The following is a 15280-nucleotide window of genomic DNA, read 5'->3' as shown; positions in this document are numbered from 1 at the left end:
CGCTAGACGTGGTGGCGACGCTCGAGCGCCGCGCCCTCGACATCCACGTTGGGCAGGATGCGGTCGAGCCAGCGCGGGATCCACCAGGCTGAGCGCCCCAGCAGGTGCATGAGCGCCGGCATGAGCAGCATGCGCACCACGAACGCGTCGAGCAGCACGCCGAAGGCCAGGCCGAAACCGATCGAGCGGATGATGGTGGCCTCGGAGAAGATGAACCCGCCGAACACCGACACCATGATGAGCGCCGCGGCCGTGACGACCGCGCGCCCCGCCCGGAAGCCCTGCATGACGGCGAGCCGTGCGGGCGCCCCGTGCACATACGCCTCGCGCATGCCGGATGCCAGGAACAGCTGGTAGTCCATGGCGAGTCCGAACAGGATTCCGACCAGGATGACCGGAAGGAAGCTCAGGATCGGGCCCGTGCTGTGCAGGCCGATGACGTCGGCGAACCATCCCCACTGGAACACCGCGACGACCGCGCCGTAGGTGGCGAAGAGCGACAGGATGAACCCGCCCGTCGCGATCAGCGGCACCAGCAGCGAACGGAACACGAGGATCATGATGAGCAGCGACAGGCCAACGACCACCGCGAGGTAGAGCGGCAGCACGGCGGCCAGGCTCTCCGAGATGTCGATGTTGATGGCGGCCTGGCCCGCTACGCCCAGCTGGATGTCGCCGTCGATGGCGGGCAGGAGCCGCAGGTCGCGCACGAGCTGTTCGGTCGACACGCTGTTGGGGCCCTCGGCCGGGATGACCTGGAAAGCGGCGAGCTCGTTGTCATCCGAAACGGCGATGGGCGCGACCGAGACGACATCCTCCTGGTCGGCGATCTTCTCGGCGACGAGCACCTGCTTCTCGAGCACCTGGTCGTCGTCGAGGCCGGCGGGCAGCTGCGCCGTGACGAGCAGCGTGCTGTTGGTGCCGGCGCCGAACTCGTCCTGCGTGAGCGTGTAGGCGCGGTAGGACGCGGAATCTTCGGGCTCGGAGGAGCCGTCGGGCAGGCCAACGCGCATCGACAGCGACGGGATCGCTACGACGAGCAGCGCCACGATGCTCACGAGAACCGTGACGACGGCGCGCACGGTCGACATGGGTTTCACGGGCTTCTCGACCCGGGCGTGGTGGGCGGCACCCGCGGCCGTGCGCGCCTGGGCGGCGCGGGCGCGGGGCTTCTTCGCGAGCACGCGCTCGCCGACGAGACCCAGCAGCGCGGGCGTCAGCGTGACGGCGATGAGCACGGCCACGGCCACGCACACGGCGCCCGCGGTGCCCATGAGGCCGAGGAACGGCACGCCCGTCACGTTGAGGGCCAGGAGCGCCACGATGACGGTGGCCCCGGCGAAGATCACGGCATTACCGGCGGTGCCGTTGGCGAGCCCGATCGACTCGCGCACCTCGGCGCCCTGCAGCAGTTGCTTGCGGTGGCGGTTGATGATGAAGAGCGAGTAGTCGATGCCCACGGCGAGCCCCAGCATGACGCCGAGCACGGGCGTGACCGACGCCATCTGCACGACGCCCGAGAACGACAGCGTGGACAGCACGCCGATGCCGACACCCACGATGGCGGTCACGAGCGGCAGGCCCGCGGCGATGACCGAGCCCAGCAGCACGAGCAGCACGATGGCCGCGATGACGAGGCCGATCACCTCGCCCACGCCGAAGATCTGGGGAACGCCCTGCGCGATATCGGTCGAGAAGCTCACGTCGACGCCGTCGATGGGCTCGGACTCGAAGTGTGAGATCACGCCCTGCTTGGCCTCTTCCGAGAGCTCGAGGCGCGGTTCGGTGAAGGCGACGTTGACGAGCGCGGTCGAGCCGTCCTCCGAGACGAAGCGGATGCCGTCGGCCAGGTCGAGCAGACGTGCGCCGAGTTCGAGCTTCGACGTCTGGGTCTCGAGTTCGTCGCGGCCATCCGTGAGCGTCTGCTGCTGCGCGTCGAGCTGCGCCTTCGAGGCGTCGAGCTGCTGCTGTTGCGCGTCGATCTGGGCGGTCGGGAACCCGGCGGCCTCGGCCTGCGCGCGGGCCTGGTCGAGCTGTGTCTGGGCGGCCTCGAGCTGGGCGGCCCCGGCATCCAACTGGGTCTGACCGGCGTCGAGTTGCGCGGCGCCGTCGGTGATCTGCTGGCGGCCGTCGACGAGCTGCTGGGCCTGGTCGGCGCGCTGCTGCTCCGTGTCGAAGGGGTCGATCACATCCGAGACATCCTCGAGGTCACCCGAGTCGGCGATGAGCGCGCTGATGTCCGCGCGCTGCTCGTCGGTGAGCGCGCTGCCGTCCTCGGTCGAGAAGACGACGGTTCCGGATGCTCCGCCGAAGTCGGGCAGCTTTTCCTGCAACTCGTCGGTCACGGCGCCCGATGCGGTGCCGGGGATGTCGAAGCTCGACGTCAGGCCCTTCGACCCGATCAGGTAGCCACCCACCGCGAGCGCGAAGATCACGGCCCAGGCGGCGATGACGAGCCAGGCGCGTCGTGCCGAGAGTTTGCCCAGGCGGTAGAGGAGTTCAGCCATGCGGAGTGTGCCTTTCGGAACCGGGAAGTTTGCAATACGCACCGTCTCGTATTGTCGTCAACGCTAGCATGGCGGCATGGAACATCAGCGCGGACGGGCCCGCAGCGAGGCGGCACGCGTGGCCATTCTGCAGGCCACCGCGCGGCTCTTCGCCGACCGTGGGTACGAGCAGCTCACCATGGAGGGCATCGCACACGAGGCCGGCGTCGGCAAGCAGACGATCTACCGCTGGTGGACGTCGAAGGGCGCGCTTGTGGCCGACTGCCTGCTCGAAGGGCTGCTGCTGCCCGAGGGAATAGCGCCAGACGATACGGGCGACATCCGCACCGATCTGGTCACCTGGCTGCACAAGATCTTCGTGCTGCTCGAGAGCAAGGGTGGGCCGGCGCTCATGCGCTCGCTCATCGCGGCCGGTGCCGAAAGCGACGACGTCGGCGGGCGACTCGGCGACACGTTCGGCACCAGCTCGTTCCTCGTCGAACGCTTCGAGAAGGCGGTAGCGGTGGGGCAGCTGCCGCCCGACGCACCCCTGCAGCAGATGGGCGAGGCGCTGCTCGGAGCGGTGATCTTCCGCACCCTCACGCGCGCCCCCGCCGACGCCGACGTGGCCGCGCGCCTGGTGGACGTCGCGCTGGGACCACGCGTCTCACCTGACGGAATTCGTCACGACGACGTCTCCGAGTGACGCAATCCTATGAAATAACACAGAGACTTCTCTGAAACACGATCGATACACGGCGCCCGTAGATTTCGGGGGATGCCCACCTCAGGGCAGATTCCCTTGCAGAAAAAGGACGCATGTCACACGACGATCGTTCCACCCCCTCATCCCCTGCCCGCTCCTCGAGACGAACGCTCCGCCGCTCCGGCGCCACCCTCGCCGTCGGCATCCTCGCCGCCGGTGTCATCATCCCCGCGACGGGCGCCACCGCCGTCTCGAGCACCACGGCCGCCAACGGTGCGGTGTGGCAGATTCACGACGCCGCCCCTCCCGGACTCGACACGGGAAGCATCCGCACCGTGAGCCAGTCACGCGTCGACGGCTTCGGCAACATCTTCGTCACGGTGACGGGCGCCTCCAACCCGCGCTTCAACGGCGAGATGATGCGCGGCTTCGGGCTCACCGCCACGGCCGACGGCGCCGCCTACGACACCACGCAGTCGGTCGACCTCGGCGGCATCGACATCACGCGCGACATCACCATGGGCAACGCCGACAGCACGGCGCGCTACTTCGACACCTTCACCAACACGACGAACGCCCCGGTCACGGTGGATGTCTCGTTCGGTGGTTCGCTCGGCTACGGCACCACGACCAACCAGGGTCTCGTGCGGGCGACGGCCGACGGCGACACCACGGTCGCCCCGACCGACTCGTGGGCGCTCGTCGCCAACACCCAGGCCACCCAGCGTCCCGTCGGCGTCGTGCTCGGCAGCCCCGCCCCGTTCGCCGGCGCCATGAACCGCACGGGCAACCAGCAGCGCAGCCCGTTCACCAACCCCATGGCCACCGCGGGCAACGAGGCCAACTTCTACGGTTTCATCAACACCATCACGGTGAAGCCCGGCGAGACCCGTTCGTTGGCGCGCTTCGTGCACGTCGGCGCCGCCGGTCCGGATGCCGCGACATCCCAGGCCTCGGCCACCACCACGCTGCAGACGCTCGCCGCTACGCCGAACTTCGCGGGCCTCACGCCCGCCGAGATCTGCACGGTCAGCAACTGGGATCTCACCACCATCCAGGGCTTCGACGCCGCCGCGTGCGCGCCCTCGACGAAGCTCGACGTGCCCGCCTCGCCCGCCGCCGTGAAGCCCACCACCACGTCGCGCTACGACGTCGTCAACAAGACGATCACCGAGATGCAGGCCGATATGACGGCGGGTCGCACCACATCCGTCGCCATCGTGCAGGCCTACCTCGACCGCATCAACGTCTACGACGACGGGCAGTTCGGCTTCAACGCGTTCCTGCACGTGGCCGCCGACGCGCTCGATCAGGCCAAGGCCGCGGATGCCGCACGAGCCGCCGGCGCGACCGGTGACCTGCTCGGCGTGCCCATCGCCCTGAAGGACCTCTACGACACCAAGGACCAGCCGACCACGGGCGGAACCCGCGCCCTCGAGGGCTGGCAGCCCGACAGCGACGCGTTCCAGGTGGAGAAGCTGCGCGCCGCCGGCGCCGTGCTCATCGGCAAGACCAACCTCTCCGAGTTCGCCAACTCGGGCAGCTTCAGCGAGTCCGGCTGGGGCCAGGTCTGGAACGGTCTCTACGGCTCGAAGACATCCTTCGGTTCGTCGGGTGGTTCGGCCGTCGCCGTCGCCACCAGCATGGCCGCGGGCGCCATGGGCACCCAGACCGGTGTCTCGCTCTACGCGCCCACCACGGGTTCGAGCCTCACGACGTTCCGCGGAACCGACGGCATGGCCTCGACCCGTGGTGTCATGCCGCTCACGTGGGGTCAGGACTACGCGGGCCCCATCGCCCGCACCGTCAGCGACCTCGCCGTGCTGCTGAACGCCACCACGGGAACCGACCCGCTCGACATGCTCACGGCCCAGGCCGACGCGCGCAAGCCCGCCGACTGGAAGACCGCGCTGAGCACGCAGGCCCTGCAGGGCAAGCGCATCGGCTACCTGCCCACGTCGTTCGTGTCGTCCTACGCCGATGACGGAACCGGCGAGGCGGCCCTCGCGCACCTCGCCGATCTGCGCGCCGCGGGTGCAACGGTCGTCGAGATGCCCGCACCGCCGTCGGGTGGCTCGAACCCCGCCCGCAACGTCTCGCAGGAGGGTTGGGCGCTCTACATCGAAGAGCAGACCGGCTTCCCCTACGCCGACGGCAACGCGCTCCTCGCATCGCCCAAGGTGCTGCCCTACAACCAGCGTTCGCTCTCGACCGCTCCCCGCATGACGCCCGAGAACGTGCAGGCCTACATCGACTACCGCACCAACTACAAGCGCATCATCGATGCGTGGATGGCGGAGCAGGGCGTCGATGCGGTCGTCTACCCGGGCTTCATCAGCGACGTGTTCAACAACGACGCCTCGAGCTCGCAGCTGTCGTCGGACCGCGCCACGGGCGTTCTCACTTCCACCGTCGGCCTGCCGACCGTGGTCGTGCCCGTCGGCCTCAACCCGCACGGTTACTCGATGTCGATGCAGCTCGTCGGCCCCTCGTGGAGCGACGCGTCGGTGCTCGGCATGGGTTACGCACTCGAGCAGCAGACGAAGGCTCAGGTTCTCTCGACCCTGGCGCCGGCCCTGGCTCTCGATCCCTCCGTTCCTGTCGAGCCGACCGAGCCGCCCGTTCCGCCGGTCGACCCGACCACGCCTCCCGTCGACCCGACCACGCCTCCGGTCGAGCCGCAGCCGAGCGCGACGGCCGTGCCCATCCCGAACATCCCGGCCGACGCCGGCTCGACGCCGAAGCCCGGCGCCTCGGGTTCGCTGTCGACCACGGGTAGTGAGATCGGTCCCTGGTTCGTGGCCGCGTTTGCGCTGATGTTCGCGGGTGCCGCGGCGACGTTCATCCGTCGCCGACGTCGCTCCGCGTCGGAGTAGTCAGGGCGCGTTAGTTCGAAGGGGACGGGCTCGCCAGCCCGTCCCCTTCTCGCGTGTTAGGAGGCCCTAACTTCTGCGAGACAATGGACCTATGACAATTGCTTCCCCGCGCCCGCCCAAACCGCAATGCGTGCTGCAGGTGCAGCGCAGCGAGTGGGTGTCGCCGCACCTCGTGCGCGTCGTCCTGGGTGGCGAGAACTTCGACGATTTCGTGGACAACGGTTTCGCCGACAAGTACGTGAAGATCGTCTTCGTCAAACCCGAGCTCGGCCTCGAACCGCCCTACGATTTGGCCGAGTTGCGCACGACGCTCGAGCCGGCCGACCGCCCGGTCACGCGCACCTACACGGTGCATTGGGTCGACCAGGCGGCGCGCGAGCTCGCCATCGACTTCGTGGTGCACGGCGACGCCGGTCTCGCGGGCCCCTGGGCCGCGGCGGCCCAGCCCGGCGACACGCTCGTCTTCGCGGGCCCGGGCGGTCTGTTCAACCCCGACGCCACGGCCGAGTGGCACCTCCTCGCGGGGGACGACTCCGCCATTCCCGCCATCAGCGCCGTGCTCGAGGCCATGCCCGCGGATGCCGTGGGCCACGCCTTCATCGAGGTCGACACCGATCGCGACATCCTGCCCCTCACGGCACCTGTCGGCATCGAGCTGCACTGGTTGCTGCGCGGGGGAGTGCCGGCCGGTGAATCGACGGCCCTCGTCGACGCCGTCGCCGCGCTCGACTGGCCGACCGGTCGCGTCAGTGTCTTCGCGCACGGTGAGCGCGAGGCCATGAAGGGCCTGCGGCGGGTATTCGCGGCCCGCGAGGTGCCCCGCGCGGACATGTCGCTCTCGGGTTACTGGGCCTACGGCCGCACCGAAGACCGTTTCCAGGCCGAGAAACGCGAACCCGTCGGCGTGATCTTCGACGAGGATGCCGCGCCGACACCCCGGTGACGGTGGCGCGTGGTGGAATGGTCGCAGGGAGGCGATCGATGTCGCGCAGTCAGTCCGGCGATGCCGTGAGCGGTGACGACCGCGCCGTTTCCCGTGCCTACAACTTTCCGGGCTTCCCCACCTTCGCCGGTGTGGTGCCGAGCGGCTACCGCGAGACCGTGCGCAGCCGCGAGATCGGGCGGGGCCGGGCCGTCTTCGAGGCCGCCGTCGGTCTCGTGCTGCACTGGCAGGTGCACTACGGTTCGGGTTTCGTCGCGCTCGAGGTGCCGGATGCCGTCGCCGACGATGCCGAGTCGGTCTGGGGCATCCCGTTCGGCCCGTTCCGACCGCGCGTGGCCTGCCGCGTGTTCGGCGTGATCGACGAGCCGACCATCGGCGGTTTCGGCCACGGAGCGCTCGAGGGTCATCCGCAGAGCGGCTGGGAGAGCTACCTCGTCCGTCTCGACGATGATGGCCGGGTCTTCCTCGACATCCGGGTGGTGTGGAAGCCGGCGGCCTGGTGGATGCGTGCGGCAGGCCCGTTCGGCGCGCTCGGCCTCAGCATCCTGCTGAGCAAGAACCTGCGTGCGCTCGACGGCCTGCTCCCCGCGTCGGACTGAGGTCCGCCGGCTGCCTGTCGCGATCGACGCGCTTGACGGCCTGATCCCCGCGCCGGACTGACATCCGCCTGCCCGGCGGTTGCGATCGTTTTCGGCCGCGCTGTCGGCCGCGTCGGCGTCTCGAGTTCAGGACGCGGCGAACCGGGCGTGCACGCGGGCCGCGACGACGATGTCTTCGGGTTTGAGTTCGAGGGTGGGTGCGTTCGAGGTGGCGGCCGCGGCGCGCATGAGGGGCGCGGCGGTGACGCCGGATGACGGCTGCGTCTGGTCTCCCAGCATCCCCGGTTCGGCGAGGGCCGTGGGCCTCACATTCGTCAGCCCCAGGCTGGTTGCGTAGGCGTTCGCCTTCTCGACGGCGTCGCGCACCGCCCGATCGCGGGCGTCGTCGGTGAGTCGCTTCTTCGTGATCACGGTGAGCGCCCATTCGATGCTGGTCACGGTGACGCCGTCGACGGGTGAGACCGCTTCGACCCAGCCGGCGAGGCGCCCGAGGTCGCTAAATTTCACGTCGAAGCCGATGGCGGCGTGGTGCACGAGGGGCAGCTGTTTGCCCTCGTTATTCCAGGGTCGTTCGTTCCACACGCGCAGGCGGTCGGTCGACCACCAGGTGACGGGGCCGTTCGCGCCGTCGTGCAGGCCGCGGATGTCACCGCTCAGCCGCGCGTGCAGTTCGGTGGTGCGGGCGACGACGGCGGCCTGGTCGGGGCCCTGGAAGCCGACGCGCATTTTCACGGTTCCGCGTTCGGCGGGGTGGTGGTGCTCGAAGACACCCTCGACGGTGATGATCGTTTCGGTCATGCGGCGATGCTAGTCGCTAGCGCAGGGCGACGGCGTCGTGGGTGGCGATGCCGACGGTGACGCCCGGCTGGCGCAGCGTGCCGATGGTCTGGTTGGTGTGGGCGACGATCTGCTCGCCCGTGGTGACGACGCCGTCGTAGTCGCTGTCGCTCGTGGTGTGGGCGTCGCTGACGAGCACGGTGTCGTAGCCGCGGCCCGAGGCGCTGAGCGTGGTCGTGACGACGCAATAGTCGGTCTGCGCGCCCGTGATGACGAGTCGTTCGGTTCCGAGTTCGTCGAGAATGTTGGTGAGTTCGGTGTCGGCGAAGGAGTCCCGGTAGGTCTTGTAGACGCGGGGTTCGCCGTCGAGCGGCTCGATGGCGGGGTCGAATTGCCATTCGTGGCTGTCGCGGGGCATGCCGGCGTCTTCGTGTTGCACGAACACGACGGGGGTTCCTTCGGCGCGTGCCCGTTCGATGAGCGTGCGCGTGTTGCGCAGGACGCGTTCGGTGTCGAAGCATCCGGGCAGCACGTCGTTTTGCAGGTCGATGACGAGCAGGGCTGTCGTCGAGGGGATGGTCTCGGTCATGAGCTCATTCTCCCGCTGCATGCGCGCCGGGGGTAGTGCTTCGGGGTGTCAGCCGAGCAGCAGTTGGCGCAGCGCGTCGACGGAGTGGACGACGGCGATGGCGCCGTCGGCTTCGGCGGGTGAGCCGTAGCCCCATTCGACGAGCACGGTGGGGATGCCGTGGGCGGCGGCCCCGGTGACGTCGTGGTGTCGGTCGCCGACCATGATGGTCTGGCTGAGGTCGATGCCTTTGTCGGTGAGGCGGCGCACGGCTTCGGCGACGACGTCGGCTTTGGCGCTGCGCACTTCGTCTTCGCTGGCGCCGGTGATGACGTCGAATTTGTCGGTGAGTCCGTAGTGTTCGAGGATCACGAGGGCTTGCGATTCGGGTTTGCTGGTGGCGAGGGCCAGGGGGATGCCGGCGTTCTTCAGGCTGGTGAGCAACCCGCTGATGCCGGGGAAGATGGCGCTGTCGTGGGCGGCGCCGACTTCGGCGACCTGACGGCGGTAGATGGTGAGCGCTTCTTGCGATTGTTCGGGGTCGAGCCCGGCGAAGTCGCGGAAGGAGTCGAGTATGGGCGGGCCCACGTAGCGCAGCAGTTCTTGCTGGCTGGGCACGGGCAGGCCGAGCTCAGTGAGCGTGCTGGCGAGTCGTCCGGTGATGCCGGGTGCGGAGTCGACGATGGTGCCGTCGAGGTCGAACAGGATGCATGTCCAGTTTCGGGTCAGGACCGGGGATTCGATTGTCACGTCATCCATGCTAGCCCGCTCTGGTGAACAGTCGTTGCCACGCGGGAGAACGGTGAGAGCGTGGTCATAGGGCCCGTGCTTCACCGGCGATCTGTCAGCGGTCGGCCCGTGATCGCCTAGAACAGGCGGCTGTGGCCGTCGTCGATCCCGCGCATGGCGTCGTAGTCGAGCACGAGGCAGCGGATGCCGCGGTCTTCGGCCAGGGTGCGCGCCTGCGGTTTGATCTCCTGTGCCGCGAACACGCCCGTGACGGGGGCGAGGTGCGGGTCGCGGTTCATGAGCTCCAGGTAACGCGTGAGCTGTTCAACGCCGTCGATGTCGCCGCGCCGCTTCAGCTCGACGGCCACCGACTTGCCGCCAGCGTCTCGGGCCAGGATGTCGACGGGCCCGATGGCGGTCATGTATTCGCGGCGCACGAGGGTGTGCCCGTCGCCCAGTAGCTCGACCTGCTCGGCGAGCAGCTTCTGCAGGTGCGCTTCGACGCCGTCCTTCTGCAGCCCGGGGTCAACGCCCAAGTCGTGCGCGGAGTCGTGCAGCACGTCGTAGATCGACACCACGAGCAGGTCGGCGGTCTTGGCGTGCGTCACTTTCCACACCTGCGTGATACCGGCCTCGGCCTGTTCGGGCTCGGGTTCGGCAACGGTCAGGGTGCACGGCGGGCTCATCCAGTTGAGCGGTTTGTAGCTGCCGCCGTCGGAGTGGATGAGGACGCTCCCGTCGCTCTTCAACATGAGCAGCCGGGTTGCCAGAGGCAGGTGGGCCGAGAGTCGGCCGGCGTAGTCCACGGAGCATTTCGCAATAACCAGTCGCACCCATCGAGAGTAGCCGATGCCGACCGTGCCCTGGCTGCGCCGGCGGACTCGGGTTGCAGCCCGGCCGGGTGCGGGGCCGACGGGTTGTCCCGCCGCCCCCGCACACCCTGCCCGCACGTCTCGCTCGCGCGGCCTGCCCGTACCCGTATGTTTCAAGCGGGTCGCGGGTGACCGGCAGAGATGTTCACGCGTTCGCGGACCGACTATGCGCCCGCCGTCGGGGGAGTCGTTTTATCGGACGATGCCCGGCGATTGCGTCGCCTGAGGAGGAAAGCCGCCGCGCCGAGCGCCACGGCTCCGGCCGCTCCGATTCCGATCGCAATGGACTCCGACCCGGTGTTCGCGAGGGATGAACTCGCTGTGCGCAAGGGAGGAGTGGGCGCTCCCGGTCGGCCCGTCACCGGCGAGGGCGGCGGCGTCGGGATGCCTGCCGGTTCCGGCGCCGGCGGGGGAGTCGCACGGTCCGAGGGGCTATCGCTCGGCGCGGGAGTCGGTGTGGGGCTCGGGCCAGGGGTAAGCGTGGGCGCGGGCGTCGGGGTCGAGCTCGGCGCCGGAGTGGGGACGGGCACCGGAGTGGGCGTGGCTGTCGGCGTTGTAACGGTCGATGGTGTGGGAGTCGGAAGATCGGCCGGGCTCAGCACGAGATTCGCGCTGGCGCGATCGGCACCGAATGCCCAGTCGTCGATCGAGCGCAGATCGCCCCATGACCCGGTCGACCCGCTGTTCATATTCGGATTGCGGTCGGCCGCCGTGTCGTCGGGAGCCCACCGGTGCAGGCCTCCGAGAGAGTCCAAGCCGCCGACCGGGGAGGTCGACGGCGTCGACGCCGAGTACCGGGCTGCCGAGCTGGCGGCGAACAGCGAGTCGTCGAAGTGCACCGATCGTGGCTCTGTCGTTCCGCCGGTCAACCGCTCGATCTCGATCCCTCCGATCGACCGTTCGGCGTCGATCCGAAGGAAGTGAGCTTCGTTGGTGCGCGACAAGGTGGCGCGCATCGACACCGGCACCGTGACGGGCGTCGCGACGCCCGCACCGTTCTTTCCATCCCAATCGAACGTGAACGCCCCTGTGCGCGGGACCGTGCGACTCAGGCGAACGTCGGCCGGGCCGTCGAAACGCCCGTCGCCGTCGGCATCGATCTGAATGTCGACGGTGCCGGGCTGCGTGGGCAGGGTTCCCGTGAGGACGCCGGCATTCGCGCCCGCGGTTCGGCGAGCGAACGTCAGGCCCGTGACCTGCGGAGCCGAGTAGCGCGCGCCGAGCCAGGTGTCGGAGGTGCGGCCATCCGCCCACCGGGCTGCCGTCGTCGGGAGGTCGGCAGCGGGGGCCTCGAAGAACAAGCGATAGCGCTCGAGGCCCGCACAGTCCGTCGCGTCTGATGGCTGCCGGAACGTGCGCCCGATGCCGTTCCCCTCGGGCGATGTCGGCATCGGGACGGAGCGGTAGGTCGGCGCGCACTGCGGATCGCCGACCGCCGTGTTGCCCTTATTGGTCACCTGGAGGGTGGAGTCGATTCCGTCGTACGCCCGAAGCACCTGCCGATAGAGCCCGCCCGTGCGCGTCAGCGCGAAGAGTGTGATGTCGGCGGGAGGGCCCGTGTGCACGCCCAGCGATTCGGTGAAGACACGACCAGCCACGCGTGCGCCGTCGCGGTGGATGCCCACCTCCCACGTGAGATTCGCGCCGCGGATCTCGGGCGCGGGCGGGCGGTCTTCGACCGCGATCGACCAGACGCCCTCCTCCGTCGATACGCGCTCCGAGCCCACGATGGTCGTCACCGGAGTGGATGCATCGAGCGCGAGCCGGTCGGTGACCACACCGGACGGCGACGTGATCGTCACCGTCGACGGCGCCCACGAGTCTTGCGGCGCCGAACTGCGGCGGAAAGCAGCGCGCACCGTATCGCCGGGCTTCGTATAGGCGAAGAGGGTCGTCTTCAGCCGATTGGTCATGCCTCCTTGCACGAGCACCCCCGGCAGCGTCTCGGTCAACGTCGTCGGGGTGGCCGTCCTCGTGCTGCCCGTGGGCGGCGATGCGGAGAGGCTGTGCGCCGCGGCCGCCGGGGAGGCAGCCGTGGTGGTGGCCAGGGCGACGAGCCCCAGGCATCCGACCACGCGCCTGCCCCGTTTGAAGCGCCGGGGAGGCAAGGGTTCGCCACGAAAGCTTTCGGATGCGGGGGGACGAAGGAGTGGCCGCAGCGCGGGTAGGGGGCGGGACGGGGCGGTCATGAGATCGGAGGGCATGTGCTGCTCGCTTTCGAGACGGTCTGGCGCGACATCCGGGTGATGTCGTCTGTCAGGCCATCCAATGACGAACGGGCGTCAGGCGGCGGGGGTTCGAGCGAACGGTGGAGAGACCGCGCGAAACCTGCCTGTGCAGAACTTTCCGAGCCCCTATGAACGCGGGTTCTGCTCGCGCGCGGCCGGCGACGCGAGGCCCGCCATGACCACGAGCCCGAGCACCACGAAGAGCGCGTTCAGCAGACCGATGTGCTCGCCCAGGAGCCCGATCACGGGCGGCCCGACCAGGAACGCGAAGTAGCCGATCATGGCGACGGCACTCACGCGGGCCGCGGCGTTGCGCGAGTCATCCGCAGCCGCCGACATGCCCACCGGGAACCCGAGCGCCGAGCCCAGACCCCACAGCACCGTGCCGAAGACCGCCAGCCACAACACGGGGCTCAGGATGAACAGCGCCAGCCCCACCACCGCGCTGAGCGCGGACACCCGCAGCACGGGAACGCGCCCGAACCGGTCGATGAGCGGACCGCCGACCACACGACCCACCGTCATGGCCACCACGAAAACGCTGAACACCAACGCCCCCGTGGCATTCGTCGTGTCATAGCCGTCGACTACCGCCAGGGTCAGCCAGTCGTTCGCGCTTCCCTCGGCAAAAGCCATGCCCAGCATGATGACGCCGATCATGATCAGGCGCCCGTCCTTCCACACCACCAGGCCGGCACGCAGGCGCTCGCCGAGAGAGATACGGTCAGCGGATGTCGCAGCTCCCGCACCCGCCCCACCCGTGTCCCCCAGCTCATCGCTGACCGGCACGTATCGCACCGCGAACACGATGACCACGGCTATGAGCACCGCCATGCCGAGCGTGTGCCACAGCACCGAGACGCCGAGCGCCGCCATGCCCGCACCGATCCCGGCGCCGATGACCGTGCCCAGGCTGAAGCTGGCGTGCATGAGGGGCAGGACGGTTTTGCCGATCTCCTTCTCGGCGGCCGCGCCCTCGACGTTCATCATGACGTCGACCGAACCGTTGCCGAAACCGAAGAGGATGAGGCCGACGAGCACCACGGCGGGGGCCTCGAAGAGCACGGCGCCCGATCCGATGAGCGCCAGGCCGACCGACACCGTGACGAGCGAGAACACCATGCCGCGGCGGGGCCCGAAACGGCCCATGATGAGCTGCGCGGCGATCAAACCGACGATGGAGCCGGCCGACATGCCGAGGATGAGCAGGCCGATCTCGCCCGTCGAGAGGCCGAGTCCATCTCGGATCGCGGGCAGGCGCGCGACCCACGTCGACACGCTCAGGCCACTGAGCGCGAAGACCACGAAGATCGCGTTCCTCCACGCCGAGAGTTCGCGGCGCGGGCGGGTTTTCAGGGTTGTCTGCTCTGACATCGTCTCTCGCATCTGGTGGCGGTTCCGTCTCAATCGAATCGATTCGATCGTGCACTAAGCTAGCAGACCATGGAGCCGGAATCACGGGCGCGACCCACCCTCGCCGCCGTCGCGCAGCGGGCGGGAGTCTCGCCGTCGACGGCCTCGCTCGCGTTCAGCGGCACGGGCCCCGTGTCCGACGCCACGCGTGACAAAGTGCTGCAGGCCGCCCGGGATTTGGGTTACGCCGGGCCCGACCCGCGCGCCCGGTCCCTGCGGCGCGGGCGCAGCGGCATCATCGCGGCCGTCATCCCCGACAGCATCCGCATCTCGTTCCTCGACCCCGTGCTGATCCAGACGCTCGACGGGCTCGCCGACGAACTCACCACCATCGGCGCGAGCCTGCTCCTCATCCCCGACACGGGTGATGGCGAAGAATCCGTGGCCCAAGCCCCCGTCGACGCCGTCGTGCTCATGGGGTGCAGCGATTCGTCGGCCACCATGATCGAGGCGCTCGGCCGCCGCGGCATCCCCGTCGTCTCGATCGAGGGCGTCGAGGCGCCCGGTTTCGTGGCCGTCAACGTCGACAACCGCGACGGCGAGCGCATGGCCGCCGAATACGTGCGCTCACTCGGCCACACGCGCGTGGCGCAGGTCGCGCTGCAAACCACGCGGGGTGGCGAGCGCGGTTTCGTCGGCGACGAGTGGCGCTCGCTCGTCACCGTGCAGAGCACCCGCGAGCGGTGGATCGGGGCCGATGAGATCTTCCCCGGCATCCGCACCTGGGCCACGCGCGGCTCGCGCATCGAAGAAGGACACCGCGGGGGGATGGCGCTGCTCGACGTCCCCGCCGACGAACGACCCACGGCCATCCTGGCGCAGAGCGACCTGCTCGCGGCCGGTGTGATCGGAGCGGCCGAGGAGTTGGGGCTCAGCGTGCCGGGCGATCTCAGCGTGATCGGGTTCGATGGCATCCGGGTCGAGGGTCTGGGACACGACCTCAGCACGGTCGTGCAGCCGTCTCGGCCGAAGGGGGTTGCCGCGGGTCGCATCTTGCGCAGTATGCTCGCCGGAGAAGCCGCCGAAGAAGTCAACTTCCCGGTGCGGCTGCACCCGGGCGGAACGGTCGCGAAGCCGTAAGCA

The 15280-nt window shown here is 69.2% G+C and carries 12 protein-coding genes; 5 read left to right on the top strand and 7 right to left on the bottom strand.

Translation table 11 applies throughout. From position 1 onward, the window contains the following. Nucleotides 1–2 precede the first annotated feature (2 nt). Nucleotides 3–2507 (bottom strand): MMPL family transporter, encoded by a 2505-nt coding sequence (locus ALI44B_RS08700; protein ID WP_077054335.1) that lies wholly within the window; start codon nt 2505–2507, stop codon nt 3–5. A 76-nt stretch (nt 2508–2583) separates the two neighbouring features. Between ALI44B_RS08700 and ALI44B_RS08695 the strand changes: the two genes are divergently transcribed. From ALI44B_RS08695 to ALI44B_RS08680, 4 genes are all read left to right on the top strand, one after another. After that, nucleotides 2584–3192, top strand: a complete 609-nt coding sequence (locus ALI44B_RS08695; protein ID WP_077054334.1) for a TetR/AcrR family transcriptional regulator — start codon at nt 2584–2586, stop codon at nt 3190–3192. 113 nt (nt 3193–3305) lie between these two features. Then, entirely contained in the window at nt 3306–6068 is a 2763-nt protein-coding gene (locus ALI44B_RS08690; protein WP_077054333.1) for an amidase, read from the top strand. Nucleotides 6069–6159: 91 nt separating this feature from the next. Then, on the top strand, nt 6160–7011 hold the full coding sequence (locus ALI44B_RS08685; RefSeq protein WP_077054332.1) for a siderophore-interacting protein: 852 nt from the start codon (nt 6160–6162) through the stop codon (nt 7009–7011). Nucleotides 7012–7049: 38 nt separating this feature from the next. Beyond that, nucleotides 7050–7610 carry a DUF1990 domain-containing protein gene (locus ALI44B_RS08680; RefSeq protein ID WP_077054331.1) on the top strand — a complete coding sequence of 187 codons (561 nt, stop codon included), beginning with the start codon at nt 7050–7052 and terminating at the stop codon, nt 7608–7610. A gap of 126 nt (nt 7611–7736) precedes the next feature. Here ALI44B_RS08680 and ALI44B_RS08675 read toward each other — a convergent pair whose 3' ends face one another. From ALI44B_RS08675 to ALI44B_RS08650, 6 genes are all read right to left on the bottom strand, one after another. After that, the gene (locus tag ALI44B_RS08675; RefSeq protein WP_077054330.1) at nt 7737–8408 is read right to left on the bottom strand and encodes an SIMPL domain-containing protein; all 672 of its coding nucleotides are present in this window, start codon (nt 8406–8408) and stop codon (nt 7737–7739) included. A gap of 16 nt (nt 8409–8424) precedes the next feature. Then, nucleotides 8425–8976 (bottom strand): cysteine hydrolase family protein, encoded by a 552-nt coding sequence (locus ALI44B_RS08670; RefSeq protein ID WP_077054329.1) that lies wholly within the window; start codon nt 8974–8976, stop codon nt 8425–8427. A gap of 48 nt (nt 8977–9024) precedes the next feature. Next, entirely contained in the window at nt 9025–9714 is a 690-nt protein-coding gene (locus tag ALI44B_RS08665) for an HAD hydrolase-like protein (protein ID WP_077054328.1), read from the bottom strand. Nucleotides 9715–9821: 107 nt separating this feature from the next. Then, the gene (gene nucS, locus ALI44B_RS08660; RefSeq protein WP_077054327.1) at nt 9822–10517 is read right to left on the bottom strand and encodes an endonuclease NucS; all 696 of its coding nucleotides are present in this window, start codon (nt 10515–10517) and stop codon (nt 9822–9824) included. Between the two features lie 203 nt (nt 10518–10720). Then, nucleotides 10721–12631, bottom strand: coding sequence for an LPXTG cell wall anchor domain-containing protein (locus ALI44B_RS08655; RefSeq protein WP_077054326.1), 1911 nt, complete (start codon nt 12629–12631; stop codon nt 10721–10723). Between the two features lie 279 nt (nt 12632–12910). Then, complete coding sequence (locus ALI44B_RS08650; RefSeq protein WP_077055471.1) at nt 12911–14158, bottom strand: MFS transporter; 1248 nt, start codon at nt 14156–14158, stop codon at nt 12911–12913. Between the two features lie 69 nt (nt 14159–14227). On the opposite strand from ALI44B_RS08650, the gene ALI44B_RS08645 reads away from it, so the two are divergent. Continuing rightward, on the top strand, nt 14228–15277 hold the full coding sequence (locus ALI44B_RS08645; RefSeq protein ID WP_077054325.1) for a LacI family DNA-binding transcriptional regulator: 1050 nt from the start codon (nt 14228–14230) through the stop codon (nt 15275–15277). Nucleotides 15278–15280 lie beyond the last annotated feature (3 nt).

The organism is Leifsonia sp. ALI-44-B (assembly GCF_001984125.1).
GTDB lineage: Bacteria > Actinomycetota > Actinomycetes > Actinomycetales > Microbacteriaceae > Okibacterium.
Note: the sequence above shows the minus strand (reverse complement) of the source record. Positions and strands in the feature narration are given on the sequence as shown.